General features: G+C 61.6%; 23 protein-coding genes. 7 read left to right on the top strand and 16 right to left on the bottom strand.

Annotated features, from left to right (window positions below):
* The first annotated feature begins 7 nt into the window (after window positions 1-7).
* On the top strand, window positions 8-1,765 hold the full coding sequence (locus CPA56_RS05700) for a flagellar hook-basal body complex protein (RefSeq protein WP_182041063.1): 1,758 nt from the start codon (window positions 8-10) through the stop codon (window positions 1,763-1,765).
* A 130-nt stretch (window positions 1,766-1,895) separates the two neighbouring features.
* Here CPA56_RS05700 and CPA56_RS05695 read toward each other — a convergent pair whose 3' ends face one another.
* Complete coding sequence (locus CPA56_RS05695) at window positions 1,896-2,606, bottom strand: MucR family transcriptional regulator (protein ID WP_182041062.1); 711 nt, start codon at window positions 2,604-2,606, stop codon at window positions 1,896-1,898.
* Between the two features lie 332 nt (window positions 2,607-2,938).
* Window positions 2,939-3,199, bottom strand: a complete 261-nt coding sequence (locus tag CPA56_RS05690; protein ID WP_182041061.1) for a hypothetical protein — start codon at window positions 3,197-3,199, stop codon at window positions 2,939-2,941.
* A gap of 292 nt (window positions 3,200-3,491) precedes the next feature.
* On the opposite strand from CPA56_RS05690, the gene CPA56_RS05685 reads away from it, so the two are divergent.
* Window positions 3,492-3,959 carry a hypothetical protein gene (locus tag CPA56_RS05685; RefSeq protein ID WP_182041060.1) on the top strand — a complete coding sequence of 156 codons (468 nt, stop codon included), beginning with the start codon at window positions 3,492-3,494 and terminating at the stop codon, window positions 3,957-3,959.
* A 12-nt stretch (window positions 3,960-3,971) separates the two neighbouring features.
* A complete protein-coding gene (gene glf / locus CPA56_RS05680) occupies window positions 3,972-5,126 on the top strand; it encodes a UDP-galactopyranose mutase (protein WP_182041059.1) in 1,155 nt (384 codons plus the stop codon).
* Window positions 5,127-5,142: 16 nt separating this feature from the next.
* Here glf and CPA56_RS05675 read toward each other — a convergent pair whose 3' ends face one another.
* The 9 genes from CPA56_RS05675 to CPA56_RS05635 form a co-directional block, all read right to left on the bottom strand.
* On the bottom strand, window positions 5,143-5,514 hold the full coding sequence (locus CPA56_RS05675) for a flagellar biosynthesis regulator FlaF (RefSeq protein ID WP_229707444.1): 372 nt from the start codon (window positions 5,512-5,514) through the stop codon (window positions 5,143-5,145).
* A gap of 86 nt (window positions 5,515-5,600) precedes the next feature.
* Window positions 5,601-6,326 (bottom strand): flagellar hook assembly protein FlgD, encoded by a 726-nt coding sequence (locus tag CPA56_RS05670; protein ID WP_182041058.1) that lies wholly within the window; start codon window positions 6,324-6,326, stop codon window positions 5,601-5,603.
* 27 nt (window positions 6,327-6,353) lie between these two features.
* Window positions 6,354-8,345, bottom strand: a complete 1,992-nt coding sequence (locus CPA56_RS05665; RefSeq protein WP_182041057.1) for a hypothetical protein — start codon at window positions 8,343-8,345, stop codon at window positions 6,354-6,356.
* 37 nt (window positions 8,346-8,382) lie between these two features.
* Window positions 8,383-9,243, bottom strand: coding sequence for a flagellar motor stator protein MotA (motA, locus tag CPA56_RS05660; RefSeq protein ID WP_182041056.1), 861 nt, complete (start codon window positions 9,241-9,243; stop codon window positions 8,383-8,385).
* Window positions 9,244-9,309: 66 nt separating this feature from the next.
* Complete coding sequence (locus CPA56_RS09480; RefSeq protein ID WP_229707443.1) at window positions 9,310-10,503, bottom strand: flagellar motor protein MotB; 1,194 nt, start codon at window positions 10,501-10,503, stop codon at window positions 9,310-9,312.
* Between the two features lie 60 nt (window positions 10,504-10,563).
* The gene (locus CPA56_RS05650; RefSeq protein ID WP_182041055.1) at window positions 10,564-11,328 is read right to left on the bottom strand and encodes a hypothetical protein; all 765 of its coding nucleotides are present in this window, start codon (window positions 11,326-11,328) and stop codon (window positions 10,564-10,566) included.
* Between the two features lie 196 nt (window positions 11,329-11,524).
* A complete protein-coding gene (locus CPA56_RS09520) occupies window positions 11,525-11,983 on the bottom strand; it encodes a hypothetical protein (RefSeq protein WP_182041054.1) in 459 nt (152 codons plus the stop codon).
* A 19-nt stretch (window positions 11,984-12,002) separates the two neighbouring features.
* Window positions 12,003-13,427 carry a flagellar protein export ATPase FliI gene (gene fliI / locus CPA56_RS05640; RefSeq protein ID WP_407645656.1) on the bottom strand — a complete coding sequence of 475 codons (1,425 nt, stop codon included), beginning with the start codon at window positions 13,425-13,427 and terminating at the stop codon, window positions 12,003-12,005.
* Between the two features lie 62 nt (window positions 13,428-13,489).
* Entirely contained in the window at window positions 13,490-14,341 is an 852-nt protein-coding gene (locus tag CPA56_RS05635; protein WP_229707442.1) for a DUF1217 domain-containing protein, read from the bottom strand.
* Window positions 14,342-14,519: 178 nt separating this feature from the next.
* Between CPA56_RS05635 and CPA56_RS05630 the strand changes: the two genes are divergently transcribed.
* Together CPA56_RS05630 and CPA56_RS05625 are read left to right on the top strand one after the other, a co-directional pair.
* Window positions 14,520-15,245, top strand: a complete 726-nt coding sequence (locus CPA56_RS05630) for a glycosyltransferase family 25 protein (RefSeq protein WP_182041053.1) — start codon at window positions 14,520-14,522, stop codon at window positions 15,243-15,245.
* A 5-nt stretch (window positions 15,246-15,250) separates the two neighbouring features.
* The gene (locus CPA56_RS05625) at window positions 15,251-15,742 is read left to right on the top strand and encodes a hypothetical protein (protein ID WP_182041052.1); all 492 of its coding nucleotides are present in this window, start codon (window positions 15,251-15,253) and stop codon (window positions 15,740-15,742) included.
* 37 nt (window positions 15,743-15,779) lie between these two features.
* Here CPA56_RS05625 and CPA56_RS05620 read toward each other — a convergent pair whose 3' ends face one another.
* The 3 genes from CPA56_RS05620 to CPA56_RS05610 are packed head-to-tail and all read right to left on the bottom strand — an operon-like array spanning window position 15,780 to window position 17,786.
* Window positions 15,780-16,259, bottom strand: a complete 480-nt coding sequence (locus tag CPA56_RS05620; protein WP_182041051.1) for a hypothetical protein — start codon at window positions 16,257-16,259, stop codon at window positions 15,780-15,782.
* Window positions 16,256-16,627 carry a rod-binding protein gene (locus CPA56_RS05615; protein WP_182041050.1) on the bottom strand — a complete coding sequence of 124 codons (372 nt, stop codon included), beginning with the start codon at window positions 16,625-16,627 and terminating at the stop codon, window positions 16,256-16,258. Before CPA56_RS05615 ends, CPA56_RS05620 begins: the two co-directional genes overlap by 4 nt.
* A 58-nt stretch (window positions 16,628-16,685) precedes the next feature.
* A complete protein-coding gene (locus CPA56_RS05610; RefSeq protein WP_182041049.1) occupies window positions 16,686-17,786 on the bottom strand; it encodes a flagellar basal body P-ring protein FlgI in 1,101 nt (366 codons plus the stop codon).
* A gap of 191 nt (window positions 17,787-17,977) precedes the next feature.
* Between CPA56_RS05610 and CPA56_RS05605 the strand changes: the two genes are divergently transcribed.
* Window positions 17,978-18,997, top strand: a complete 1,020-nt coding sequence (locus CPA56_RS05605; protein WP_182041048.1) for a lysozyme family protein — start codon at window positions 17,978-17,980, stop codon at window positions 18,995-18,997.
* Window positions 18,998-19,018: 21 nt separating this feature from the next.
* Here the strand turns inward: CPA56_RS05605 and CPA56_RS05600 are convergent, their stop codons facing one another.
* Both CPA56_RS05600 and CPA56_RS05595 read right to left on the bottom strand, forming a co-directional pair.
* Window positions 19,019-19,936, bottom strand: coding sequence for a glycosyltransferase family 2 protein (locus CPA56_RS05600; RefSeq protein WP_182041047.1), 918 nt, complete (start codon window positions 19,934-19,936; stop codon window positions 19,019-19,021).
* A gap of 3 nt (window positions 19,937-19,939) precedes the next feature.
* Window positions 19,940-21,562: a tetratricopeptide repeat protein gene (locus CPA56_RS05595; protein ID WP_182041046.1), complete on the bottom strand. Its 1,623-nt coding sequence runs from the start codon at window positions 21,560-21,562 to the stop codon at window positions 19,940-19,942.
* A gap of 282 nt (window positions 21,563-21,844) precedes the next feature.
* Between CPA56_RS05595 and flhA the strand changes: the two genes are divergently transcribed.
* The gene (gene flhA / locus CPA56_RS05590) at window positions 21,845-23,965 is read left to right on the top strand and encodes a flagellar biosynthesis protein FlhA (RefSeq protein ID WP_182041210.1); all 2,121 of its coding nucleotides are present in this window, start codon (window positions 21,845-21,847) and stop codon (window positions 23,963-23,965) included.
* Window positions 23,966-24,006: the final 41 nt, after the last annotated feature.

The raw sequence follows: 24,006 nt of genomic DNA, 5'->3' as shown, positions 1-24,006 counted from the left end.
TAAAATCATGTCCGGTGTATTCAATGCACTTACGACGGCTGTCAGCGGCATCAACGCCCAGTCAGACGCTTTCACCAACCTCAGCAACAACATCGCCAACAGCCAGACGGTCGGCTACAAGGCCGACACGACCTCTTTTGCCGACTTTGTCGCAGGGAACATCACGGGCAATTCGGCCTCCCAGGCAGAATCCAACACGGTGCAGGCCATCACCGTCCAGCATGTCGACAATTCCGGCACGGCCACCAGCAGCACCAACGGCCTGGCCATGGACATCTCCGGCAGTGGCATGTTCGTGACCTCCAAGCCGACAGGCGCAGGGACGGCCAATGCGGGCGTGACGAATTTCGGCGACCAGAAGTTCTACACCCGCAACGGTGACTTCCAGCAGGACAAGAAGGGCTATCTCGTCAACACATCCGGCTATTACCTTGACGGCTACATGGCCGACCAGACAGGCACGCTGACCAACAAGCTGACCCCCATCAATGTCAGCAACATCGGTTTCAAGCCGACGGCCACCACGACGATGACCCTGAATGCCGCCGTCGGAAAGCTGCCCACGGACTCCACCAGCTATACGCCACAGAGCTACACCACGGCCCCCACCACGACCTACGATTCCAGCTCCAACCCGCACAAGGTTGCCGTGCAGTGGCAGCAGAGTGACACCAACCCGCTGATCTGGAACGTGTCCGCCTATGACGCCGACGGCAACGGCACCATCGCTCCCAACAGCTATCAGGTCGCCTTTGACCATTCCGGTGCCCTGTCATCCATCACCGACCTCCAGACAGGCAAGGAGGTCGGCTCCTCCACCTCCGGCTCGGCAGCGGAAATTCCCATCACCGCCCACTATGCCAACAATGAGGAACAGACCATGACCCTCTCCCTGGGCACGATCGGCGGCACCAGCGGAACGACCATGGTCTCCTCCAACAACACGACGGCGGCCAATCAGGCCAATCCACTCACCATGTCCGGCAACAGCCTCTCCATGAGTCCGACCACGATCGGCACGACCACGGACAGCATGCAGAGCTACATGAGTTCCCCCCTGACCGTCAGCGGCACGGACAGGAATGGTGCAGCCACCAGCACGCCCGTTGCCGTGAAATGGACCCAGACGGCCGCCTCTCCGCCCACATGGTCCGTACAGGCCGTCGATCCGTATGACAGCTCCTCCTCATCCCCCGTGCAGGCGGACAAGGTCCATTCCGTCGTCTTCAACAAGGACGGCAGCATGAAAAGCTTTGACGGACAGGCCGTGAGCAAGGGCAGCCCCGTTTCCACGAACCTGACCGTCAACGGATCAAATTACAGCCTTGATCTCTCCAACGCCTCCCTGACGACCGGCACCTCCACCGGAGCCGACACGACGGCCCTGACCAATGACAGCATCACGTCCGGCACCTACAAGGGGGCGGAGATCGAGAGTGACGGGTCCGTCATGGCCCAGTTCGACAACGGCTACAGCCAGCTGATCGGCAAGGTGGCCCTGACGAACTTCAACAATGTCAACGGGCTTCAGGCTGTTGACGGGCAGGCCTATCTGGCCACGGCCCGTTCCGGCACGCCCAAGACTGGCCTTGTCGGTGAGAACGGAACAGGCTCCCTCGCCGTCGGCTATGTTGAATCCTCCACCACGAACCTGACGGGTGACCTGTCCGCCCTCATCGTGGCGCAGGAAGCCTACAGTGCCAACACGAAAACCGTCACGACGGCGGACAACCTGCTCCAGCAGACCATCGCCATGAAACAGTAAGGCTTCCATCTGCAGACATGAAAAAAGGACGCAGGAGATGTCTCCTGCGTCCTTTTTTCATGAGCGATGCCCCGCGCAGGGCCGGACAGCCGCCCGATGGCAGATGCAGCTTTTTCGGTCAGATCGGATATCAGGCCTTGATGCGGGAACGGCCCTTTTTCTTGCGGTCATAATGACCAAGACCGGTCCTGGAAGCCTCCAGCTTCTTCATAGTCGAATAGCTTTCACAGGCCATGGGGTAATCCGGTGCCAGCCCCCAGTAGACCCGGTAACCATCCGGACTCTGACGGTGCTGACGTTCAATATGTCGTTTCAGCATGCTGAAAGCACCACCACAATGCAGGCAGATGATCTCGTCATTGAAGATGGATTCTTCCGGAGAGCAGTAAGGCTCATCACGGTTGGCAATCCACTGGCCAGGCTTTTCCTTAACTTCCGGAGACATGCCCTGTATGAAGTTGCTCCCCAGCGTGCTGACGGCACCGGAGCCATGCTGCCCCACCAGAGCGGAGAATCCGGCAAAAGCCTCACCTGTTTCCTTCTTCTCGGAAACAAGGTTTGCCTTCATCTTGTTGGCAAGAGCCTTTATTTCTTCAGCTGCACTGGCCATGTCATGGATAACACCAACATCAGCCAGACCGGAAAGAACATTCAGCACGGCACCTGCCCGCTCAGGATAATGATGTGAGAGCTCCAGCAGGGTTTCCGTCATGCCCCGCAGACGCTCCGCCTGGCCCACGATGTCGCTCAATGTCTGAGAAGGCAGGAAATCCTGCTGAAAACGTGACAGAAGACGCCCAATCCCTTTTTCAATGAATGTACTGGCTGGTTGTGATGTCATATCCCACTCCCTTCTCCGACCTGTTCTTTGCGCCACATTAAATGATTGTTGCGATCTTGCCTACAAGACCTTTTATAAGGCCATGTCCATCAATAAGGTCAATACGCCCTCATTTCAAACAGACAGAACACATCAATCAGACAGGTAAGACCATACTGGTGGAAAAAGCCAAAAAAATGGCTATGTCCATATTTTCTGATAATGGCCTTCAAAAAACATCAGACCCGCCGGACAGGAATCCGGCAGGCCCACCTGCAACATGCTGAAAAAGCATATCTTATGTCTGGTCCATGATGCAATTCATGGCTGTCATAATGAAGGTAAAGGCAAGGTCATTCCACCAGTCTGTCTGCGCTGGACGCCACCATGCCAGCCACGCCAAGCCCCATCCCGGCGGCCCGCTGGTAGATGAGCCTGTCCTGCTCATATCCGGCAGAACACAGCACGGCAGGGCCATGCCGCCCCGGGGCATCCCCCTTTCTGAAGGTCGGGCCGGTCAGGCTTCCCGCTACAAGCTCACGCATGTCGGCAAGGAAATCCTCTACATCCCTTTCCGTGTCCGTAGGGCAGGGAGAACCAGCTATACGAGGCATCAGGCAATCCTTTTCCAAAATTTCGCCATGACAGACCTTCACACTCATATCACGCCACCATGAACAGGGTATATAGAGCGATCACGTTATGGAGAGCAAGAAAGCAAGTCAAAGAATTATACGGTCCGAAGAGATAACAAGGCCATATACATTACTTTTATTAAAGATATATTAAGGAAATGACTTTCCATGACACCCCGTGAAAAAGATGATCAAGTCCAAACCAAAAAATTACCCTTCATTTTCCCGAATGTAATACTTGATCTATATCATGACCCACCATGACAGGATAATGGCCAGCACGAAGGCCATGCAGTCAGGGAACCGCAACATGACCATATCCAGCCCCCTCCCCCTCATCACCTTCATGCTTCTGGAACTGCTCACCGGAGCAGGACAGACAGCCCTGGCGCAGGGTTTCTATGGTGGCAGTGAATATCTGCTCAAGCCACCGCCACCGCCCCCACCTGCCGCAGGCGAATTCACCCGGCTGCCCCCTCCGCCTCCACCACCGCCCGCCCTTGCGGAGACATGGCAGCGTGACGGCTACCGCCACAATGACCAGCCCGCCCCCTGGGCAGGGCCGCTCTGGGGATCATATCTGCCACCACGCCCTTCCCGGCAGAATGGATGGGACGAACCACCTTTCATTCCGTGGGGCGGTTACATTCCCACGCAGCTGCCAACCTCTCCCGGCATGGCCTATCCGCCTGCCGCACCCAGCCGCAGCTGCATCGACCAGACCTGCACCAGTCCCTGAGAGCGGACCATCATGCATTTCTGCATTGTCGGGGCCGGATTCAGCGGGGCCGTCACGGCCCGTCATCTGGCCGACCGTGGCCATGACATCACGGTGCTGGACGAACGCCCCCACAGCGGCGGCAACTGCCATACGGTCCGGGACCCACGGACGGGCATCATGCTCCACCAGTACGGGCCGCACATCTTCCATACGGCCCAGAAGCATGTGTGGCAGTACGTGCAACGCTTCGGACGGTTCGCCCCATACATCAACCGTGTGAAGGCCGTCAGCCAGGGCAGACTCTACACGCTGCCCATCACCCTGCTGACCATCAACCAGTTTTTCGGCAGGACCATGTCCCCCGCAGAGGCCCGTGCCTTCATCCGGCAGCAGGCGGTACAGACCATCACGGAACCCCGCAATTTCGAGGAACAGGCCCTCCACATGATCGGTCCGGCCCTCTATGAGGCGTTCTTCAGGGGCTACACGACCAAACAGTGGGGACTGCCCCCCTCGGCCCTCCCGGCCTCGATCCTCAGGAGGCTTCCCGTCCGTTTCAATTATGACGACAACTACTTCAGCCACCCTTATCAGGGCATCCCGGTGGACGGCTATACGGCCCTGACGGACAGCATCCTCGACCATCCCCGCATCAGCGTCCATCTGGGCACGTCCTTCGAAGACTTCCAGACATGGGGCCAGACGGACCATGTCCTCTATACCGGACCACTGGACCGGTACTTCCGCTTCTGTCACGGCCGCCTCGGTTACCGTACGCTGGATTTTGAACGCATTGACGCAGAAGGCGATCATCAGGGAACGGCCGTCATCAATTACTGCGACGAAGCCATTCCCTACACCCGCATCACGGAACACAAGCACTTCGCCCCGTGGGAAGCGTCACGCTTCAACCGGACGGTCTGCTTCCGGGAATACAGCCGGCTGGCCGGGCCAGATGATGCTCCCTACTATCCCATCCGGCTGGCAACGGAAACGGCCATGCTCGACCGTTACATCCGCACGGCGATGACGACAGAAAAGGTCTCGTTTCTGGGACGGCTGGGCACCTACCGCTATCTGGACATGGACGTCACCATCAGCGAGGCCCTCAGGGCCTGCCAGATCATGGACGACCATCTTGCCCTGAAGAAACCTTTCCCGGTCTTTTTCACATCCCCACGGTAAAAAAGGGCCGGAAGGATCAGGAGGCCGTTCCCCCGGCCTCCAGCCCCTCCAGCACGTTGCGGGCCGTCTCTATGAGAGGAGACAGGCTGAGCGTGGAATCCAGCATGGCCCGGATGCCATATCTCTGTGCCTGATCCGCCATCCGGGCAAAAAGAAGCCGGTCCTCCGTCTCGACCATGCCTGCCTCCACCGCATTGGCCCGCTGTATCAACGACCAGAGACGCTGGTGCTTCGCAATGGCCTGGTTGCGCCGGATGACATCCCCACCATGTTCCACGCTCTCCAGCGTGGCGATCAGGCGGCGGAAGCATTCCGCATCAGCCTCCCGATCGGAGAGTGACGCACTGGCAGCCAGACGATAGGCATTCATGGCGTTGTTCTGATACATGCTCCCTCACGACCTCCCTTGCCTTCCCACGGACGTGCCCCATGCAGGGGCCGCCCGCCTTCACTCATGCATCATCAGACGTGATGTCAGCTGGTCGCCTGAACGCTGGACATCGGAACCTCCGCACTGCCCATCAGGACATCCATGCCGCCGCTGCCCTTCTTCATGCCTGTCACCGTTCCCTTGACGGTGAACGGAACATCCGTCGTGTTGCCACGGCTGTCCACGGCCTTCACGGCCACGCTGTAAGCCCCGTCACTGAGCTGCGTCTCGCTGTCATCCTTGCCGTCCCAGGTCCAGGAGGTCTGGCCGCTGCCAGCCTGCACCACGTCATGACGGACGACCTGACCGGCCGCATTGGCCACGGAAATGCCCACCACCTGACCGGCCCCGGCCTGGAAGGACAGGCTTGCGGAGCCGGACTGCAAGGGCAGCGTGGACCCGGAGACGGTGACCTGACGCCCGACCAGCCCCTTGTCCTGTGTCAGCTGGGACGTTTCATTCAGCGAGATGAGGGTGTCGAGATTCTTGTTCGTCTGGACCTGCTGTTCCACGGAAGAGAACTGCGCCAGCTGTGCAGCCATGTCCTGCGTGTTCATCGGGCTGCTGGGGTCCTGATGCTGGAGCTGTGTCGTCAGCAGGGTCAGGAAGTTGTTTTCGTTCTGGGCCATAGAGGAAAAGGCCCCTGCCGTGCTGCTGGACGATGAGCCTGTCTGCCCCGCACTGGCCAGGGAGGACGCCCCGCTGCGGGCCGCACTGTCCGTCGCCTGCTGAAGGGCCAGAAGGTTGTTGGTGGAAAGTGAACTGATCACGAGGTTCTCCTCTTTCAGATGTATGAATCAGACGGAAATGTTCAGATGGCCCACCCGGCCGGACGGACTGGCTGTGGAGGCAGGGCTGTCCTCCTCCTGCCCGAAGGTCGGTTCCGGCCGTGACGGAGCGGAGATGGTCTCGCCCTGCCGAGCCTGATGGCCCTGCCGCCCCGCACCGCCGTCACCACCGGCAGAAAAACCGCCCGCCTGCTGGAAGGAGGACTGGCCCGACGGCTGGTAGGCCCCCTGTCCCTGATGCTGCTGCGGCATGTTCCGATCCTGCCCCCCGGCCATCTGCCCTGAATCCATCGGCAGGACATCAATCTTCATTGCACCGGGATGCAGGCCCGCCTCATCCAGCTGGCGGGCCAGAACATGATGCGTCTTTTGGAGGGCCTCGGTCGTGCCATCATCCTGCCCCTGAAGGGACAGGACTGACAGCCCCTCGGCTGACCGGTCAAGCTGGACATGGACCGACGTGTCGTCAGACGTCCTGACCGTCATGGTCAGCGTACCCGCCTGCTCGACACTGCGGCCCGACAGGATCCCGGAGGCCACCCCTCCGGTCTGGAGAAGAGGCGACGACCCGGCCACCGTGGCGGTCTGCTTCGCCTCATGCGGCATGAGGGACGTGGCAGGAACCTGTGTTGCCACGGGCTGCTGTACCGCATTGCTTCCCTCAGAAAGGGACGCAAGCTGCCCGGCAAAGGAGACCGGAACCTCCTGGGCCTCATGCGCCCCGGACTCCCCGTCATCGGCCACCGTGGCGGAAACCACTCCATCACGGGTCATCCTGGCCTGCCCGTCACCCTGTTCCTCCTGATGGCCGGAACCGGAAAAAGACATGCCCGCCTGCCCGGAGGACGTCCTGACCATGAGGCCGAACAGGGAATCCGTCTGCCCCTCATGCCCGGTCCGTCCCGTATCCTGATGGCCGTCCGGCCCGGCCCCACCCTTCAGGGCAGAGACCCCGGATGACCCGGCACTCTCAGGCTGGAAGCCCATCACCTTCACGGCGGCGACCTCCTGATCCTTCAACCCCTGCGGAGCCGCCCGTGTGGCGGAGGAGGCCTGCACGTCCCGCCGCACCAGATCGGCAGCCGCTTCCAGCCTGCGGGTCAGACCGGCATCAAGGGACGAAATGGCCATTTCCCGGGTGGTCGCCTCACCCTGCCCATGAAACGGGACAGCCTGCGCTGCTCTGGTGACGGCGGCCTGCATCATGTCCGAAACCACCGGAACACTTCCCGCCGTTGCGCCGGAAGACAGGGCCTGAAGCACCTGACCAGCCGCAGATGACAACGTGCCAGCCATGCTGCCGGAGGTGAGCTGTTTCAGCTCTCCAACCAGCTTCCCTGCATCAGGAACACTCTCCAGAATGGCGGCAACGGTTTTCTGCACCTCCGCCATCATGGAACCGGTCTGCCCCGATCCTGACGAGACGGCCGCCACAAGGCTTCCTGCCGTCTGTTCCACCATGTCCTCAAGGGACTGGCCGGAAGCGGCAGGCTGCGTCGGCTGTGCCGTCGTCATGAAGGCGGCCAGAGACAGCATCTGCGTTTCCAGAGAAGCGGAGGCATCCTGATCGGTCGTCTTCTGCGTGGCCGCATCCTGCCCGTCATCACGGGGCGCAGACTGTGGAGCCGTCCGTGCCGGTTCCTGCTGCGATGTCCGGGAATCAGGGACAGGCACGGAGACAGGCTGACGTGCCGTGTCATCACCGGCCGGAGGCGTCCGGGAAGACGTCTGCTTCCCTGCCGTCCCTGCCGCATCGGCAGATGTCTGCCCGGCGTCCTTCGGGCTGGACTGCTGCTGCCCGTCATCCGAGGAGGATGACAGGTCGGCCGTACCGGCCGTGCCATGATCCGCAGGCTCCTGATCGGCCAGAACACCAGCAAAACTCTGACGCCCCGCTGGCGCACGCACGCTTCCCCTGCCCACGGGCGTGGACACCGGGGAACGGCCCGCACCGGCTGATGGCTGGGGAAGGACGGGAAGTGAAGGGCTGGGCGTTACCATGACGGTCTCACACTCATTTCAGTCAGCTTCATGGCGGTCAGGTCAGTTCTGTCAGCATGCTGTCGACTTCCTCAAAGGCTGGCATGAACTCTTCGGGAATGTCCTTCCGCCCGATCTCGATGCAGACCTGCGGCGGCTGCCCCTGAAGATAGGCCACCAGCACGGTGCGAATCGTCTCGTGATAACGGCTGTCCATCTTCACGATGCCCTGCATGCGGGAAGCCAGCGGACTGACGACACCATAGGCCAGCAGCACACCGAGGAAGGTTCCCACGAGGGCACCGGCGATCATTTCCCCCAGCACGGCAGGCGGCTTGCTGATGGCCGCCATGGTCTTCACCACACCCAGCACCGCCGCCACGATCCCCAGGGCAGGCAGGGCGTCGGAAATGCCGGACAGTGATTCGGCGATGTGGAGATCCTCATGCAGGTTCTTCTTCAGCTCCCGCCCCATGATCTCGTCCAGCTGATGGCTCTCGTCCAGATTCATGCTGATAAGGCGCAGATAGTCGCAGATCATGTCACGGGTCTTCTCATCCTGCCTGATCCGTGGGGAACTCGCAAAGATGCTGCTCTCCTGCGGTTCCTCGAAATCATTCTCCAGAGAGGCGATGCCCTTCGCATTGGCCTGACGCAGCAGACGGTACAGCAGGGCCAGAAGGTCCATGTAGCTCTGCCTGTTGTGGCGTGGCCCCTTGAGGACCAGCATCAGGTAACCGAACACCGACTTCATGGCCGCCATGCTGTTGCTCATGACGAACACGCCTATGGCCGCCCCCAGGATGGTCAGCAGCTCGAACGGCATGGAAGCCAACAAGGGCCCCAACGCCCCGCCCGAGGCCGCAAAGGAACCAAACACGCACAGCAGCGCAAAAATCAGCCCACCAACATACAGCATCCTATTGTTCCTCTCTCAAAACGGCTCGCATCCCTGTGCCCGGTTCCATCATGCCATCCTGTCCTCTCATCGTGCCGGTCCCGGTGCAGGAGACGGTGTCTCCTTCTGGAAAGACGCAGGCAGCGGATGCAGGCGATGGATGAGCAGGACGATCCGCCGGTTTTCCGGAGCCTCAGGATGGGCAGGGTCTGCCAGGCTGCGGTCCGCACGCCCCTCCACGCTTCTGATGCGCCTGTCGGGATAACCGGCACGGACCAGAAGTTCCCGCACCCTGTCCGCCCTCATCTCCGAAAGCGTCCAGTTGGACAGGCCATGAGGATTGAGCTGCTGGAGGTGATACGGCACGCCATCCGTTTCCCCGATGATGGAGATGTCCTCCGGCAGGCTGCCCAGCCAGGCCCCCACCTGCCCCAGCAGGGCCATACCCTCCTTGTTGGGCGTGGTCTCCCCGTTGTCGAACATCGGCCTGTGGGCGGTATCCTGCACCTCGATGCGGATCTCGTTCGACCCCATGTGGAAACCCAGATTGTCCTTCAGGTCATTCAGCCCGGCCTCATGGGCGAGGCTGGCTTTCAGCCCCTCCATCGTCTGGCGGAGGTGGGCATCCTCCTGCGCAGCCTGATGGAACATCCCGCCAGCCTTCGTCCCGGCCTCCGCCGCATCACGACTGCCGGAAGCCGCACCGGCACCGGATGACATGCCTGCGCTGCCATCTGCCGCATCATTGCCCTGCCCGACCTGACCGATGCTCTCCGCAGCACCGCTTCTGGGGCCACCAAGCGGAATGATCGCCGGACGGCCGACGCTGGCCTCGTCCTCGTCAGGATGATCCTCCATGCCGGGAGGCAGGATGCTGACACCACTGCTTGTCAGGATGCCATCACTGGCCTGTCCGCCCCTCTGCACCTCATGCGCCTGTTCCTCCGGACGGTTCTCCGTTGAATCAGGCTTGGGGGGTGGTTCATGGTCTGAATTATGGACCGTCCGTAAAGAAGACGGTGCCGAAAGCGGGGACGTTTCCAGCAGGGCCTGATTGGAGGTGGCCTTGCCTGTCCTGTCTGCCATCGGGTTGAAGAACAGGGCGATCCCACGCTTCTGCTCATCCGTCGTGATGTTGAGCAGCCACATGAGCAGGAAGAACGCCATCATGGCCGTCATGAAGTCGGCATAGGCCACCTTCCAGGCACCACCATGATGTCCTCCCTCCACCACCTCTTCCCGTTTGATGATGATGGGGCGGGAATTTTTCTTCTCAGCCATGATGGCACCACCATGTCATGACCTCACCCTCCATCATCCGGCTGACAGGACAGGCCATCATCAGCGACCCCTGTTATGGGCGATGCCGACACGGACGGAGGGCATTCCGGCGAAGGACGCCGTGCCAGTATGGGTCAGCTCGATGGACGTATCCAGCCAGACCTCCCCCCCGATTTCCCGCCAGCGTTTGCAGAAAGTGTAATCCTCGCTGAGATAGGTCCCGGTTTCGGCATCCACGCTGCCCTCGAACAGGGCGAAGCGGCGGCCATCCTCACCAGCCGGAGCGTCGATCCGTTTATATTCCAGCTCCGGATAGGCCTTGATCATGCGGCCGACGGCCTCCCGGCTGATCATCATGAAGCCCGTACCTGCATAGGCCGTCTGCAGCAGCGGGCCATGCTCGTAGGTCTCGTGCATGGCGGCAGTCTCGCCCACATACCGCAGCGAGGCTGTCTGCTGGCGTTCCCCGGCAAGGATGTTGCGCTTGGTCTGCTCGTCCCAGAACCGGTCCCGCAGAGGGTACAGACCGGCGATCACGTCCTTTCTGGCTTCGAAGAGGCGTGTCGGCGCATTGGCAGGGAAGCTGATGTCCGCATCGACGAAGAGGATGTGCGAGCAGTCCGAACGGAAATAGAAGTTTGACAGCAGCGTGTTCCGTGCCCGTGTCACCAGAGCATCATCACCAACATGCATGACCGTCATGGGAACGCTCTGGCCACTGGAGGCATAGCCGATGACGGACAGCATATAGCCGGTGGTCACCATCCCGCCGAAACAGGGTGTCGCCAGCATGATCTTCCCTGAAGGTATGTTACCCGTCTGCATTATTGCGATCCCTTCTGCAAAACATGCCATAACAAGGACATGAAAAAGACTTGTCTTGCCTTGAAGATACCGCATGAAATTCTTGTATCTCAAGGTTTTTATAAGTCATAGAATTAAATGATGGTCAAAAATGGACCAATTTAATCTTGAGAAAATCATGTTGCAGGTGCTGCTTCACGGATGAGCAACCTTCCATTTACATGTCTGGCATCCCGGTCATCTTCCGCTGCTGCGCCTGCTCGTCCAGCACGACCTGTTCCTGCCGCCGTTCCCTCCTGGCCTGTGCCAGCCTGTCCTGACGCAGAAGACCGGCCGTCGCCTCCTGCTGGCGCACAAGCCCCATCACCCGGCCCCGCACGGCCGCACTCTTCTCCCCCGCCTCTTCCAGAGCCTGCTCCAGCCTTTCCAGCTCTTCCTGCGCTATGGGCAGCCAGTGCCGGTACCCGTTCCACAGGGTCAGGTCCTGTGCCGCCTCTTCCCTCGTGGCACTGACGAGGGTCCGGTTTTCCGCCATCTGGACCTTCAGGCGGCTGATGCGGTTTGCAATGCGTTTTTCCTCGGCCAGACACTCGGCCAGCTCCATCCTGGCCGTCAGGCTGTTGCGCTTCTGAAGCGTGACGAGCGAGGTGAGAGCCTTCAGCCGGGCCGGTTTCATGACCGCCCCCTCCCGGATGTCACGTCAGCTCTCCTCCTGTCCCCTCATCCGCGGCCATGAGCCGGGCCAGCCCCTCAAAGGATTCTTCCAGGGACACCCGCTCCGTCTTTTTCTGGGTGAGGAACTCCTCAATCTGCGGGCCGAGCCGCACGGCCATATCCGCCTCTGGGTCGTTGCCCATCTTGTAGGCTCCCAGACGCACGAGGTCCTTCACCTCCTCCCACTGGGCCAGAAGACGACGTGCCCTGACCGTCAGGGCATTCTCGTCCTCACTGTTGCAGCCCGGCACGGACCGGGACAGGGAACGCAGGATGTTGATGGCCGGATAGCGGCCCGATTCCGCAATGGCCCGCTCCAGCACCACATGGCCATCCAGAATGCCCCGCACCGTATCTGTCACCGGTTCATTCTGGTCATCGCCTTCCACCAGAACGGAGAAAAAGGCCGTCATCTGGCCTGCCTTCCCCCCGTCATCCAGACGGCCCGGCCCGGCCCGTTCCAGAAGACGGGGCAGGGTGGCGAACACGCTGGGAGGATAGCCTCGTGTGGCCGGAACCTCTCCGGCAGACAGGCCGATCTCCCGGAGGGCCTGACAGAAACGGGTCACGCTGTCCATCAGCAGGAGGACGGACTTTCCCTGGTCCCGGAAATGCTCGGCCACGGCCATCGCACTATAGGCAGCCTCCCGCCGCATCAGGGCCGAACTGTCGGACGTGGCCACGACGAGCACGGATTTTGCCAGCCCCTCCGGCCCCAGATCATCCTCCATGAACTCCCGGACCTCACGGCCCCGCTCGCCCACAAGGGAAATGACCGTGACATCACAGGCCGTCTCTCTGGCCAGCATTCCCATGAGGGTGGATTTCCCCACGCCGGACCCGGCAAAAAGCCCCAGACGCTGGCCCTGACGGCATGTCGTGAAAAGATTCAGGGCCTTCAGTCCCAGATCAATCCTCGGCCCAAGGCGGGCACGCTCCGCAGCGGCCGGAGGGGCGGCATGACGCTGCTGCCTCCCGGCAGATGGCAGGAGAGGCCCCCGGCCATCCAGCGGCTGGCCCATCGGATCGACCACACGCCCGATCCATGACCCATTGACGGCCAGTCCACCAGACACGCCCTGTTTCTGCCCTGCATGAAGATCATGGAAAACGGGACAGCCAGCCCCGATTCCCTCTATGGATTCATAGGTCATCGCCAGGGCATGACCCTGACGGAAGGCAATGATTTCCGCCAGTATGTCCCGTCCATCCAGGGTCCTGATCCGCACCTGGTCGCCCACCGCCGTGAAGGAGGCCAGCCCGGCCACCGTGACACACAGGCCCGCCACATCCACGACCCGACCGGACAGTTCACCAACCGGAACGGCGGCCGCAGCGGGCCGGATGAGACCCGGCAGCGTCGCCATGACCTCCTCCTGCCGGGCCAGCTGGACGGACAGCGACATGTGCCGCTCCCGCACCGCCCGGCACTGCGCCTCGATGTCCGGCAGGGTCAGGGAAGCCGTCATCAGAACAGCCCGGAGGACGAGGACCCGCTGTCACTGCCCCCGAAAAGGGACAGGATGCCATCCCCGCCATCATCCCCTCCGAAAAGATCAATCATGCTGGCGGGCTTGTCATCACTGTTGTAGCTGGGATGCATCTGTATCTGGGTCAGATACTGTTCGGCATAACGCTGGATGCTCTCCGGCTTCGTCAGCTGGGTCAGGTCCACCTTGCTGCTGATGATGCGTTTCTGCTGGTCAAAATCCAGCACGCCGAACTGGTCCGGGTCATAACCGCTGACAACCTCCGCCACACGCAGGAGCGTGGAATCGGCCATCAGGTCATCGACCGTCTTCACCTTGCCAGACTGCATCTTGCGGGTGAAATAGAGCGCATCCCCGACGCCGTTCTTCTGCTGTGCATCGCTGGTTTCATAGTGACGCTGCTCGTAAGACCCCAGCGTGGACGTGATCATGTCTGAAGTGAACGGTGTCGAGGATGCCGTGCCGTTTCCCGCCCCCATGCTAGCGAACGCATCGGCGAAAGCCAGCCAGCTTGCATTCTGGGATGTCTGGGCCAACGAGGAGGACGAAGTCGGGTCCTGTGTCAGCAGGGCCCTTTCCACGGCCTGCTGCGAGGCCAGTGCCCCCAGATTGTAGGCCTGAAGCACCACCTGGTTGGCCGAATAGTCGTTCATCAGCTGGTCCGCCGTCGTGATGGACGGAGCCTTCTGCTGGAAGTCCGCCACCATGCGTTTGGCCGTGCTGTCACCCTTCACGCTGTCAGCAGCCGTCTGAACCTCATTCTTCTGGGCGATCAGAAACTGCGCCACAGGTGAAATGCCGCCAAGGCCCATAAGCCACCTCCCCTCCATAGAGCTTTCCACTGGCGTGGCATCCTGCCAGCCTTTCCGGTCACATTAAAACAGCAATGCTTAATGAAAGGATAAATATTTCATTATTTAACCATGATTAAGCACAATATGACCTGCAAACAGACCATATATTCCATATAAGACCTTGTACAAGCCTATCATGACAGAAGGGACTTCCATGAAACATTATGTCATCAGCCTTGCCCGGACACCGGAAAGGCTGGAGCGGTTTCACCGGGTCAACCAGCATGTTCCTGACATCATCCATGCTCCCGGCATAGACGGCAAGGCCATGAACCGGCAGGACGCCATACAGGCCGGGCTGCTGGCCGACGGCTGCCAGTTCACCGCAGGGGCCGTCGGCTCGGGGCTGACCCATGTCGGCCTGTGGGGCACCATCGCCCGGAGCGGAGAGGCTGCCAACATCTTCGAGGATGATGCATTCCTCTGTCAGAATTTTGAACGAAAAAGCCACCAGATCATAGACAGCCTCCCGGAGGACTGGGACATCATCCTGTGGGGGCAGAACTCGGACGCTCCCCTGCATTATGAGGTCCTGCCCGGCCAGACGGACTGCTTTGCCCATTTCAGTCAGGAGGACGTGCGGCGGGGCATAGAAGGCTTCAGGACACAGCAGGTTGACACGCTTCCCTTCCGCCTGAAGCAGACCTTCGGCATATGCGGCTATGCCCTCTCTCCCCGTGGGGCCGTCTCCCTCATGAAACGCTGCCTACCCATGTCCACCCTGCCCGTCAATTACCCCTCACTGGGCAACAGGGTCCTGATGAGCAGCAGCATCGACCACATCATGAACCGTCATTATGCGGACATGAAGGCCTACTGCTGCGTCCCTCCCCTTGTCCTGACCGACAACATGACCTCCCGCAGCCTCAACCGGGACTGAACACCATGAAACTCCATCTCTTCTCCGGCCCTTCCCCCATCATGGGGCTTGCCTGCACGGCCATGCTCACCCTGGCCCTGACAGGCTGCACAAGACCCGCCGCCCCCTATCTGGAAAAGGGTGAGCTTCTCAGCCATGCCGGGTTTGTCGCCCATCCCGCCAACACGACGGCCCGCTACGGCCTGATGAACAGCCTGCCTCCGGGCAGCCTGACCTACCGCATGACGCCGGACGGGCAGCGCATCTATCTCTACGCAGACCCGCTTGCCTGCGGCTGCGTCTATATGGGCGATGAAACCGCCTACAGAACGTTGCAGGCCCACATGAAGGCCCTGCTACTGGACAAACATGCCCATCACCCGCCAAAGGACCCTTCCCTGCCGGACATGACGGCCGAAATGTACCGGGACACCACCCCCTGGGACTGGACCATCTGGAGCCCCGCCGCAGACCCGGACAACAACCAGCCCCGCCACATGATCGGCGATTACTGGTGACCGTGGAAACAGAGCGGCGGGCCGGGCCGTCCGCTGCTCAGGCCTGGTCGTTCAGGGACAGCGATCCCCGGGAGGTGTCGGACCCGGCCTCGCCCGTCCAGCCATAGCCGTGACGGTTCGCTTCCACCGCACTCTCTATGAGCAGCTTCATGACGGCCTCCTGCGTGACGAGGGCGGCCTGAAGCAGTTCGGCATTCTGTGCAGCCACTTCGGAGAAACGTCGCTGCACCTGCTGGAAGCTGGCTGGCAGATTCTCCGCATGAACCCCCTTCCTGCGGGCCTGACCGGCAAGGGCCGTCAGCTCCTCTATCGTGGCCGTCTTTTCCGGCAGGAGGGCCGCAGCACCGGCAATGTCATTCTCCTGAAGATGATGATTCTCTTTGGCCATGATGTCCGCTGCTCTGGCAAAGGCTCCCATCAGGTGAGGCAAGAACAGGTCGTCCCGCTCCACATCCTCCTGTGAGGAAAAACGTCCCACGAGACGACGGGCAACCCTGCCCAGATGCGGCACCTTCATGGCTTTTTCCCACCTGTTTCATTTCCGGAACGGGATGCCTTTTCCTGCATCTCCTTCATGCGTCCATACACCTGATGGGCAATGCCCACTCCACCACCACGGGCGACCTCCTTGCCCAGTTCCAGCACCTGCATGGAGCGGAACTGCTTCTCCGCATTGCCACCCCCGAAGGGAGCGTCGGAATTGTCGACCGTGTCGAACATGGGCTGGAGCATCTCGCCCAGAGCCATGGCCTCGAAATCCCGGGCCGTCCGACGGATGCGGGCGTCATCCTGAGGTGACACCGTCCGGGACGGAGCGGCCTTCCGGGCGGCGGCATGGACCGTCGCCAGTGCGGACGCTGCAAGAGATGCTGATGAAACGCTCATGACCCGTCGTGTCCTCCTTTACAGGTCAGATGATCCGGCCGGTCCCGCCACCGTGAGGTCAGCGGACCTCAAGCTCGGCCTGAAGGGCACCATCCGCCTTGATGGCCTGAAGAATGCTGATCATGTCCCGTGGGCCGACACCCAGCGCATTCAGCCCCGTCACGAGATTGGACAGGGACGGCCCATCGGACAGAATGCCGATCTTGTGCTCCCGGTCGGTCGTGACATTGATCTGCGTCCTCGGCACGACCGCCGTCTGCCCGCCCCCGAAACCATTCGGCTGGACGACCTCGGGGCTGTTCGTCACCTGCACCGTCAGGTTCCCCTGTGCGATGGCCACCGTCGTGATGCGGACATTGTCCCCTATGACGATCGTTCCGGCAGCCTCATCGACGATCACCTTGGCCATCGTATCCGGCGTGACGGTCATGTCACCAATCTCGTACAGGGCCTCCGACACGTTACGGCCGGCAAGATTGACGGCCACCGTCCGTGGATCGTCCACCCTGGCCGTCCCCCGGCCCATGTGACGGTTGATGACGTCAGCAATACGCACGGCGGTCGTATAGTTCGAATTCTTGAGGGATAGATGAATGATTCCGCCCGCCCCCAGCAGGACCGGCACCTCCCGCTCGACCACCGCCCCATTGGCGATATGCCCGCTGGTCGGCACGTTGCGCGTGGCGGTCGCTCCCGCCCCCCTGGCCGTGAAGGCGTTGGTCACGAGCGACCCCTGTGCCACGGCATAGACCTCACCGTCCGCCGCCTGGAGGGGCGTAACGATCAGGGTGCCGCCTGTCAGGCTCTGTGCATCACCCACGGCGGAAACCGTCACATCGATCCGGCTGCCACCATGAGAGAAAGGAGGCAGCGTTGCCGTCACCATGACGGCGGCCGTGTTATGCGTCTGGAGCTGGATGGCCTTGTCCCGGATGTTGACGCCAAGGCGGTTCAGCATTCCGACCAGCGTCTCACGGGTGAAGAGCGTGTTGGTCAGACGGTCGCCCGTCCCGTTCAGGCCGACAACCAGCCCATAACCGACCAGCTGGTTGTCCCGGATGCCCTCATAATCCACAATATCCTTGATACGGACCACAGAGGCATGGGCTGAACCACCCGAAAACGTGCCAGACAGCACACACCCGAGGGTCGCCAGCATTATATAACGACAGCCAGCCCGGGTCCCAGTCAGACCTCGGAACAGCCATGCGCAGCAGCTTCTCAAAAACATCAAGCATAGTCTCCTGCGCTCCAATCTAACCTTATATATGGAATATACAAGGAAAATTATTTCACAACTATCCTTGAGATAACCTAAAAAATGTCCATAGAAAAGACCTGTCATGAAGCATGTCTTCCACCCGCCATCACGACCGGATCATGAAACCTCTCTCACGCCTTCTGCGTTCCCTTCCAGCCCCCCTGCTGGCCGCCATCATCCTGCCCGCCACGGCACAGCCTTTCCTGCCACCGGACCCGGCACAGTCCCGCCTGTGCCGTGACGCCATAGCCCAGGTGGAACGTGCCCTGCGGCTGCCCGACGGTTTTCTGGCCGCCATAAGCCGGGTGGAAACAGGACGACCGGACGGCCACGGCACACTCATCCCGTGGCCGTGGAGCGTCAATGCGGCAGGCACGGGACATTATTACGACACCCGGCAGGAGGCCGTGGACGCCGTCAGGGGCTTCCAGCAGCAGGGCATCCAGTCCATTGATGTCGGCTGCCTCCAGGTCAACCTCTTCCATCATCCCGAAGCCTTCCCTTCACTGGACATGGCCTTCGACCCCTACAGCAACGCCCGTTATGCAGGACAGTTCCTCCAGAAAATGAAGGAACAGACCGGGAGCTGGCCCCATGCCGCTGCCGCCTATCACTCCCAGATCACCAGCAACGGCTCCGCCTATCTCCAGCAGGTGCTCCAGCAGTGGGCCATACCGCAGGATTCCCAGATTCCCCGTCCCCTGTCCCCTCCCGCTCCTCCACACAGGATCACGGCCCTTTCTCCTGGGCCGACCCGTGCTGCCATGCCTTACCGGCCTTTCGTCATCCAGTCGGCCTCCTCCGACACGTCCGGCACGGGCATCAACCATGCGGAGGCGGGACCAACCAGTTTTCTTGCCGCCATGCGCCGTCACGGACCGGAACAGGCTCTGCCTGCCGGCCAGGCCATACCAGTCGCCTCACCGGCACAGGCCGATCCGGCCAGTAGTCACCGTCAGTTCCGACCGTTCCGGGGGTTCTTCCGGCCATCCATGCCTCCACCACCACACCAGCGTATGAAAAGCTCACAGAATGGCCGGAGTCTGGCCGCCTACCGGGCCATACCTGTCCATACCGTCACCACCATGCCATATGCCCCAGCCTACTGACCGTTCCGGCAAGGGTGACCATCAGCGTCTGATATGACCAAGCAGCTCCACCATCACCTGTGACAGGCTGGCGAAGCCCTCCTGAAGCTGGGCCACCTGCCGGGACAGCTGCCCAAGCTGGGAACGCCCCAGATGATTCCCCTGGATGAAACCGGCCTGCATCTGTCTCAGGCGGTCTCCCCCCTGCATGGCCTTCCGGATGATGCCGTTCTTGTAAGCCAGCTCGTAATCATGGGTCACCTCATGCTGGCTGGCATCATTGGCATCACCGGTCGCAAGACGGTGATGGTATGAACAGAGGAACTCTTCCAGAATCCCGACCTCACCCGCCATCATGACACGCAGGAAAAGATCGTGGTCCTCGACATAATCCAGCCGCGTTTCCACTCCACCCGCCACCGTCAGGGCTGCCCGGCGGAACAGGAAAGTGATCGGCATGATGACATACATGTGGGAGAGATACAGGCCGTAATCCACCAGCGAGCCGCTCTTGCGGCCAAACTGGTCCGTTTTCCTGTCCGTGATGATCTGTCCATCCTCGACACGCTCATACACGTCATAATTGCTGGTCGTGACACCAGCATAGAAACCCGTCCCGTCCCGCTCCAGAAAGGCGACCGTCTCAGCCAGGAAAGAAGGTTCCAGCGTGTCATCATCGTCATGGATGAGAATGTAGGGTTCGTCAGACACGGCCAGGGCAAGAGCCAGTGCCTTGCTACGCCCGACAGACCGGGGAAGGTTCACGCAGGACAGACGTTCCCCCCACAGCTTTCCCTGCTCCGCCACGCAGGCCTCCAGAAGGGCCTGATCCCCTCCGTCATTGATGACATGGATGCGAAAATCCTGAAAACTCTGCCCCGCCAGACTGTCCAGGGCACGACGCAGGAACAGCGGCCGGTTTCTGGTCCTCAGCAGGATGGCAACCTTGTGAGATGACATGATTCAGCCCTCCGCCACACGCTGTCTCAGGCAATGTCCCACCTCCCGCAGGACAGGACCGAGGGACAGCTCCTGTGCCCGGAAGATGCGCATGGTCGGATACCAGGGCGTCCGCTCCCCCTGATCCCCCCACCGCCAGCAGGCATCCCACCGGCTGACGAGCCAGACCTCACGCCCGAGGGCACCCGCCAGATGCAGCGGTGCCGTATCCACGGAGATCACGACATCCAGACTTTCCATCAGGGCGGCCGTGTCGGCCATGTCCTGCACGGACTCCATGAGGTCATGCACCACCGGGGCACCGGCCCCCCCCAGCTCCGCACGCCGGACACCATACTGGAGACTGAACAGGTCTGCCTCCACCGGCCCGATGGCCTCCATCATCTCCGCAAAACTGCTGGAACGCCGCCTGTCTGCGGCCACATCCTGTACGCTGGACCGGGAATCTCCTGCCCAGACCAGCCCCACACGCAGGCGACGCCCTGAATGGGACCGGTCACCTCCACTCCCGTTCCGGAACACGGCCGCCTCCACGAGCTGGGCGAAATTCTCCCGCCGCCGGACGGGCACTTCCAGATAGGGGCTGAATGGCGGGACATCCTCCGGCCGCTTCAGGTCACAGAGGTAGGGAAGGTCCGGTATCGGGCAGGAGAAATCATAGTCCGCCACCTGCTCCGGCTGCTCCAGAAGGTCGGACATCAGGCAGACCTGCACCATGGGATAACTCTCCCGCAGCAGCCGGGCCAGTGAAGGCAGGACGGCCAGCGTGACCCGCCCCGCACGGCGGACGATCTCCGGCAGAAAACGGATGAACTGGATGGTGTCGCCCAGTCCCTGCTCCTGATAGAACAGGATATGCCGCCCCTCCAGCGGGACGTCCTTCGTCAGGCGGGGCAGGTCCTGATAGAACCAGCAGTCCAGACTGGGCATCCGGGGAATGCGCCGCACATAACGGGCGAAGCCCTCCTCATAGTCCCCGGCCTTCAGCAGGGCGATGGCATAGCCGAACGAGACGGCCTCATGCCGGGACGACAGTTCCATGCCCTTCCGGTAATAGGGCAGGGCCTCTCGGGAGCGGTTCAGCCGCTCCAGTGCGCATCCCATGTTGTTGTAGAGAGACACGGACGAAGAGCCGTCCTTCAGCCAGGCGGCCAGCACCTGCTCGGCCTGGTCGGCCAGTCCGGCCTCCAGAAGGGCCATGGAGAGATGCTCCCCCACCAGCACCCGGTGTTCCGGGCAGGTCTGTGCCACCTCCATGAAAAGGGCCATGGCCTCCTCGTTCTGCCCGGCCGCCATGAGCGCACCGGCCAGGAAGACCTTGATCTCTCCCCGTACGGAGGCCATCGCCGGATGCGTGCTGGGCCGCAGCAGCAGGGCCTTGCGGAACACAGCCACCGTCACGTCATGCCGTGAGCTGCACCGGGCCAGAAACAGCCCTGCCGCCAGAAGAATCGATACGTCCCTGCTGGCCTCCGCCGCCTGCACCGCCAGCCTGACCGCCTGCTCACCCTCACCCGAGGCGAAAAGCTGCTGGCAGCAGGCCGACAGCGCCTGCGGTGTCAGGACATTCCGGTCGGTCTGTCCTGTCTCCATGACGGCCTCACCATCCTGTTCCGTCCCTGCCATAACACCCCCTTCCTCCATGGTTTTCCGTGCCACATGACCAGAAAGGCCATAAATTCGGCAATCATCATGTCCTTTCAAATCTTGATGAGCAAGAGTTTAATGGCTAGATTGAAAATCCATAGATAACAGGCCTTAAAAAAACCTTGAGCAGCCATGCAACGCCGCTCCACAGGCCGAAGGCTGCACATCACCAGTAGGATGATCATGTCCGCTTCCCCCTCCCCGCCCCAGCCGTCCAGCTCTCCCGTCCCAAAGCCCTCCGGCACAGGGCAGGCTGGCGGGATGACCGGATGGGTGGGCAGCCTGCTGCGCAACCCCGCCAGCCTGTTCAGGCCCAACGGAGTCGCCTCTCCTCTCACGGCCCGCCTGCCGGGAACGGACATCCTGCTGGCCCTGGGCGTGATCCTGCTCATCTCCATCCTCATCGTGCCCCTGCCCACGCTGATCCTGGATGTCGGGCTGTCACTCTCCATCACCTCGTCCGTCCTCATCCTCATGGTGGCCCTGTTCCTGGAACGGCCGCTGGACTTCACCTCCTTCCCGACGCTGCTCCTGCTGACGACGATGTTCCGCCTCTCCCTCGAGGTGGCGACGACCCGCCTCATCCTCAGCCATGGCAATGAGGGAGCCTATGCGGCCGGGCATGTCGTGGCCTCCTTCGGCGGCTTCCTCATGGGCAATGATGTCGTGATTGGCGGGATCGTCTTCTGCATCCTGCTGGTGGTGAACTTCATGGTCATCACCAAGGGGTCGGGCCGCATTGCGGAGGTCTCGGCCCGCTTCTTCCTCGATGCCATGCCCGGCAAACAGATGGCCATCGACGCCGATCTGGCCTCCGGTGCCATCAACGAGCGGGCAGCCCGGGCCAAGCGCAAAGAACTGGAAGAAGAAAGCTCCTTCTACGGGGCCATGGACGGTGCGGCAAAATTTGTCCGCAACGATGCCATCGCCGGCATCCTCATCACCGCCATCAACATTCTGGGGGGGCTGACCATCGGCGTGCTGCGCCACGACATGCCCATCAGCGAGGCGGCACAGACCTTCACGACACTGACCATCGGTGATGGTCTCGTCTCCCAGATTCCCGCCCTGCTGGTCTCGCTGGCGGCCGGTATCGTCGTCACGAAGGGCGGCACGGACGGCTCGGCGGACGTGACACTCTTCCGCCAGCTCGGCGGCAACGCCAAGCCGCTGGCCATTGCGGCCACCCTGTCGGCCCTGTTCGCCGTCATGCCCGGCCTGCCTGCCCTGCCCTTCCTCATGATTGCCGCCGTGGCCGGGATCGGGGCGTGGGTCCGCTACAGGACTCCCCGTCAGGATGAAGGCGGCGAGGCCCTCACCCAGCCTGCCGCTCCCACCACGCAGCCCATCTCCGACCTGCTGAAGATCGACCTCCTGCGGCTGGAGATCGGCTACGGCCTGCTGCCGCTGGCCAGCGGGGACAACGCCCAGATCACCAAGCAGATCAAGGCACTACGCCGCAAGATGGCGGCAGACATGGGCTTCATCACGCCTTCCGTGCGGATTCAGGACAACATCCAGCTGCCGACGGACCGCTACGTCATCAAGCTGAAGGAAATCGACATCGCCTCCGGGGAGGTCCGTCCCAACCACCTGCTGGCCATCTGCCCCTCCAACAGGACCGGCCAGGACACCCTGCCGGGTGAGAAGACGACCGAACCCTCCTTCAACCTGCCTGCCGTCTGGATTGATCCGAACCTGAAGAAACAGGCCACGGATGAAGGCTACACGGTGGTGGACCCGGTCACCGTCATCATCACCCACCTGACGGAATCCGTCAGCCAGAATCTGGGCGACCTGCTGACCTATGCCGCCACCCAGTCCCTTCTGGACGACCTCCCGGCGGAGGAGCAGAAACTCGTCAACGACCTCATCCCCTCCCAGGTGTCCCTCAGCACGGTCCAGCGTGTCCTCCAGTCCCTGTTACAGGAACGCATCTCCATCCGTGACCTGCCCACCATTCTGGAAAGCATACAGGAAGGGCACGCCCTCGCCGCCAAGGGCATCAGGGCCCTGACGGCCCATGTCCGCATCCGCCTCGCCCGGCAGATATGCAACAGCTATGTCGGGCCTTCCGGCTGCATCTCCATGATCACCCTCTCGGCAGACTGGGAGAGCAACATCCTCAACAATACGGTCGGACAGGGGGATGACCGCACGCTGGCCATGCCTCCCGCCATGCTGGACCGCTTCGTCACCGCACTGCGCCGTGCCTTCGACCAGACGGCCTCCCTGGGAGAAATGCCTGTCATCGTCACGACCTCCGCCACGAGGGATTCCGTGCGGATGATCGTGGACCGCATCCGCCCCTCGGTCGCCGTCATGGCCCAGGCGGAAATCTATCCCCGGACCCGCATCCGCACCGTCGCCACGGTGAACTGACCTTTCCCTGACAGCCCGCAACCTTCTCCAACCGGACCTGA

The sequence above is a fragment of the Bombella mellum genome (assembly GCF_014048465.1).
GTDB classification, from domain to species: Bacteria; Pseudomonadota; Alphaproteobacteria; order Acetobacterales; family Acetobacteraceae; genus Bombella; species Bombella mellum.
This window is presented reverse-complemented; position numbering and strand designations above follow the sequence as displayed.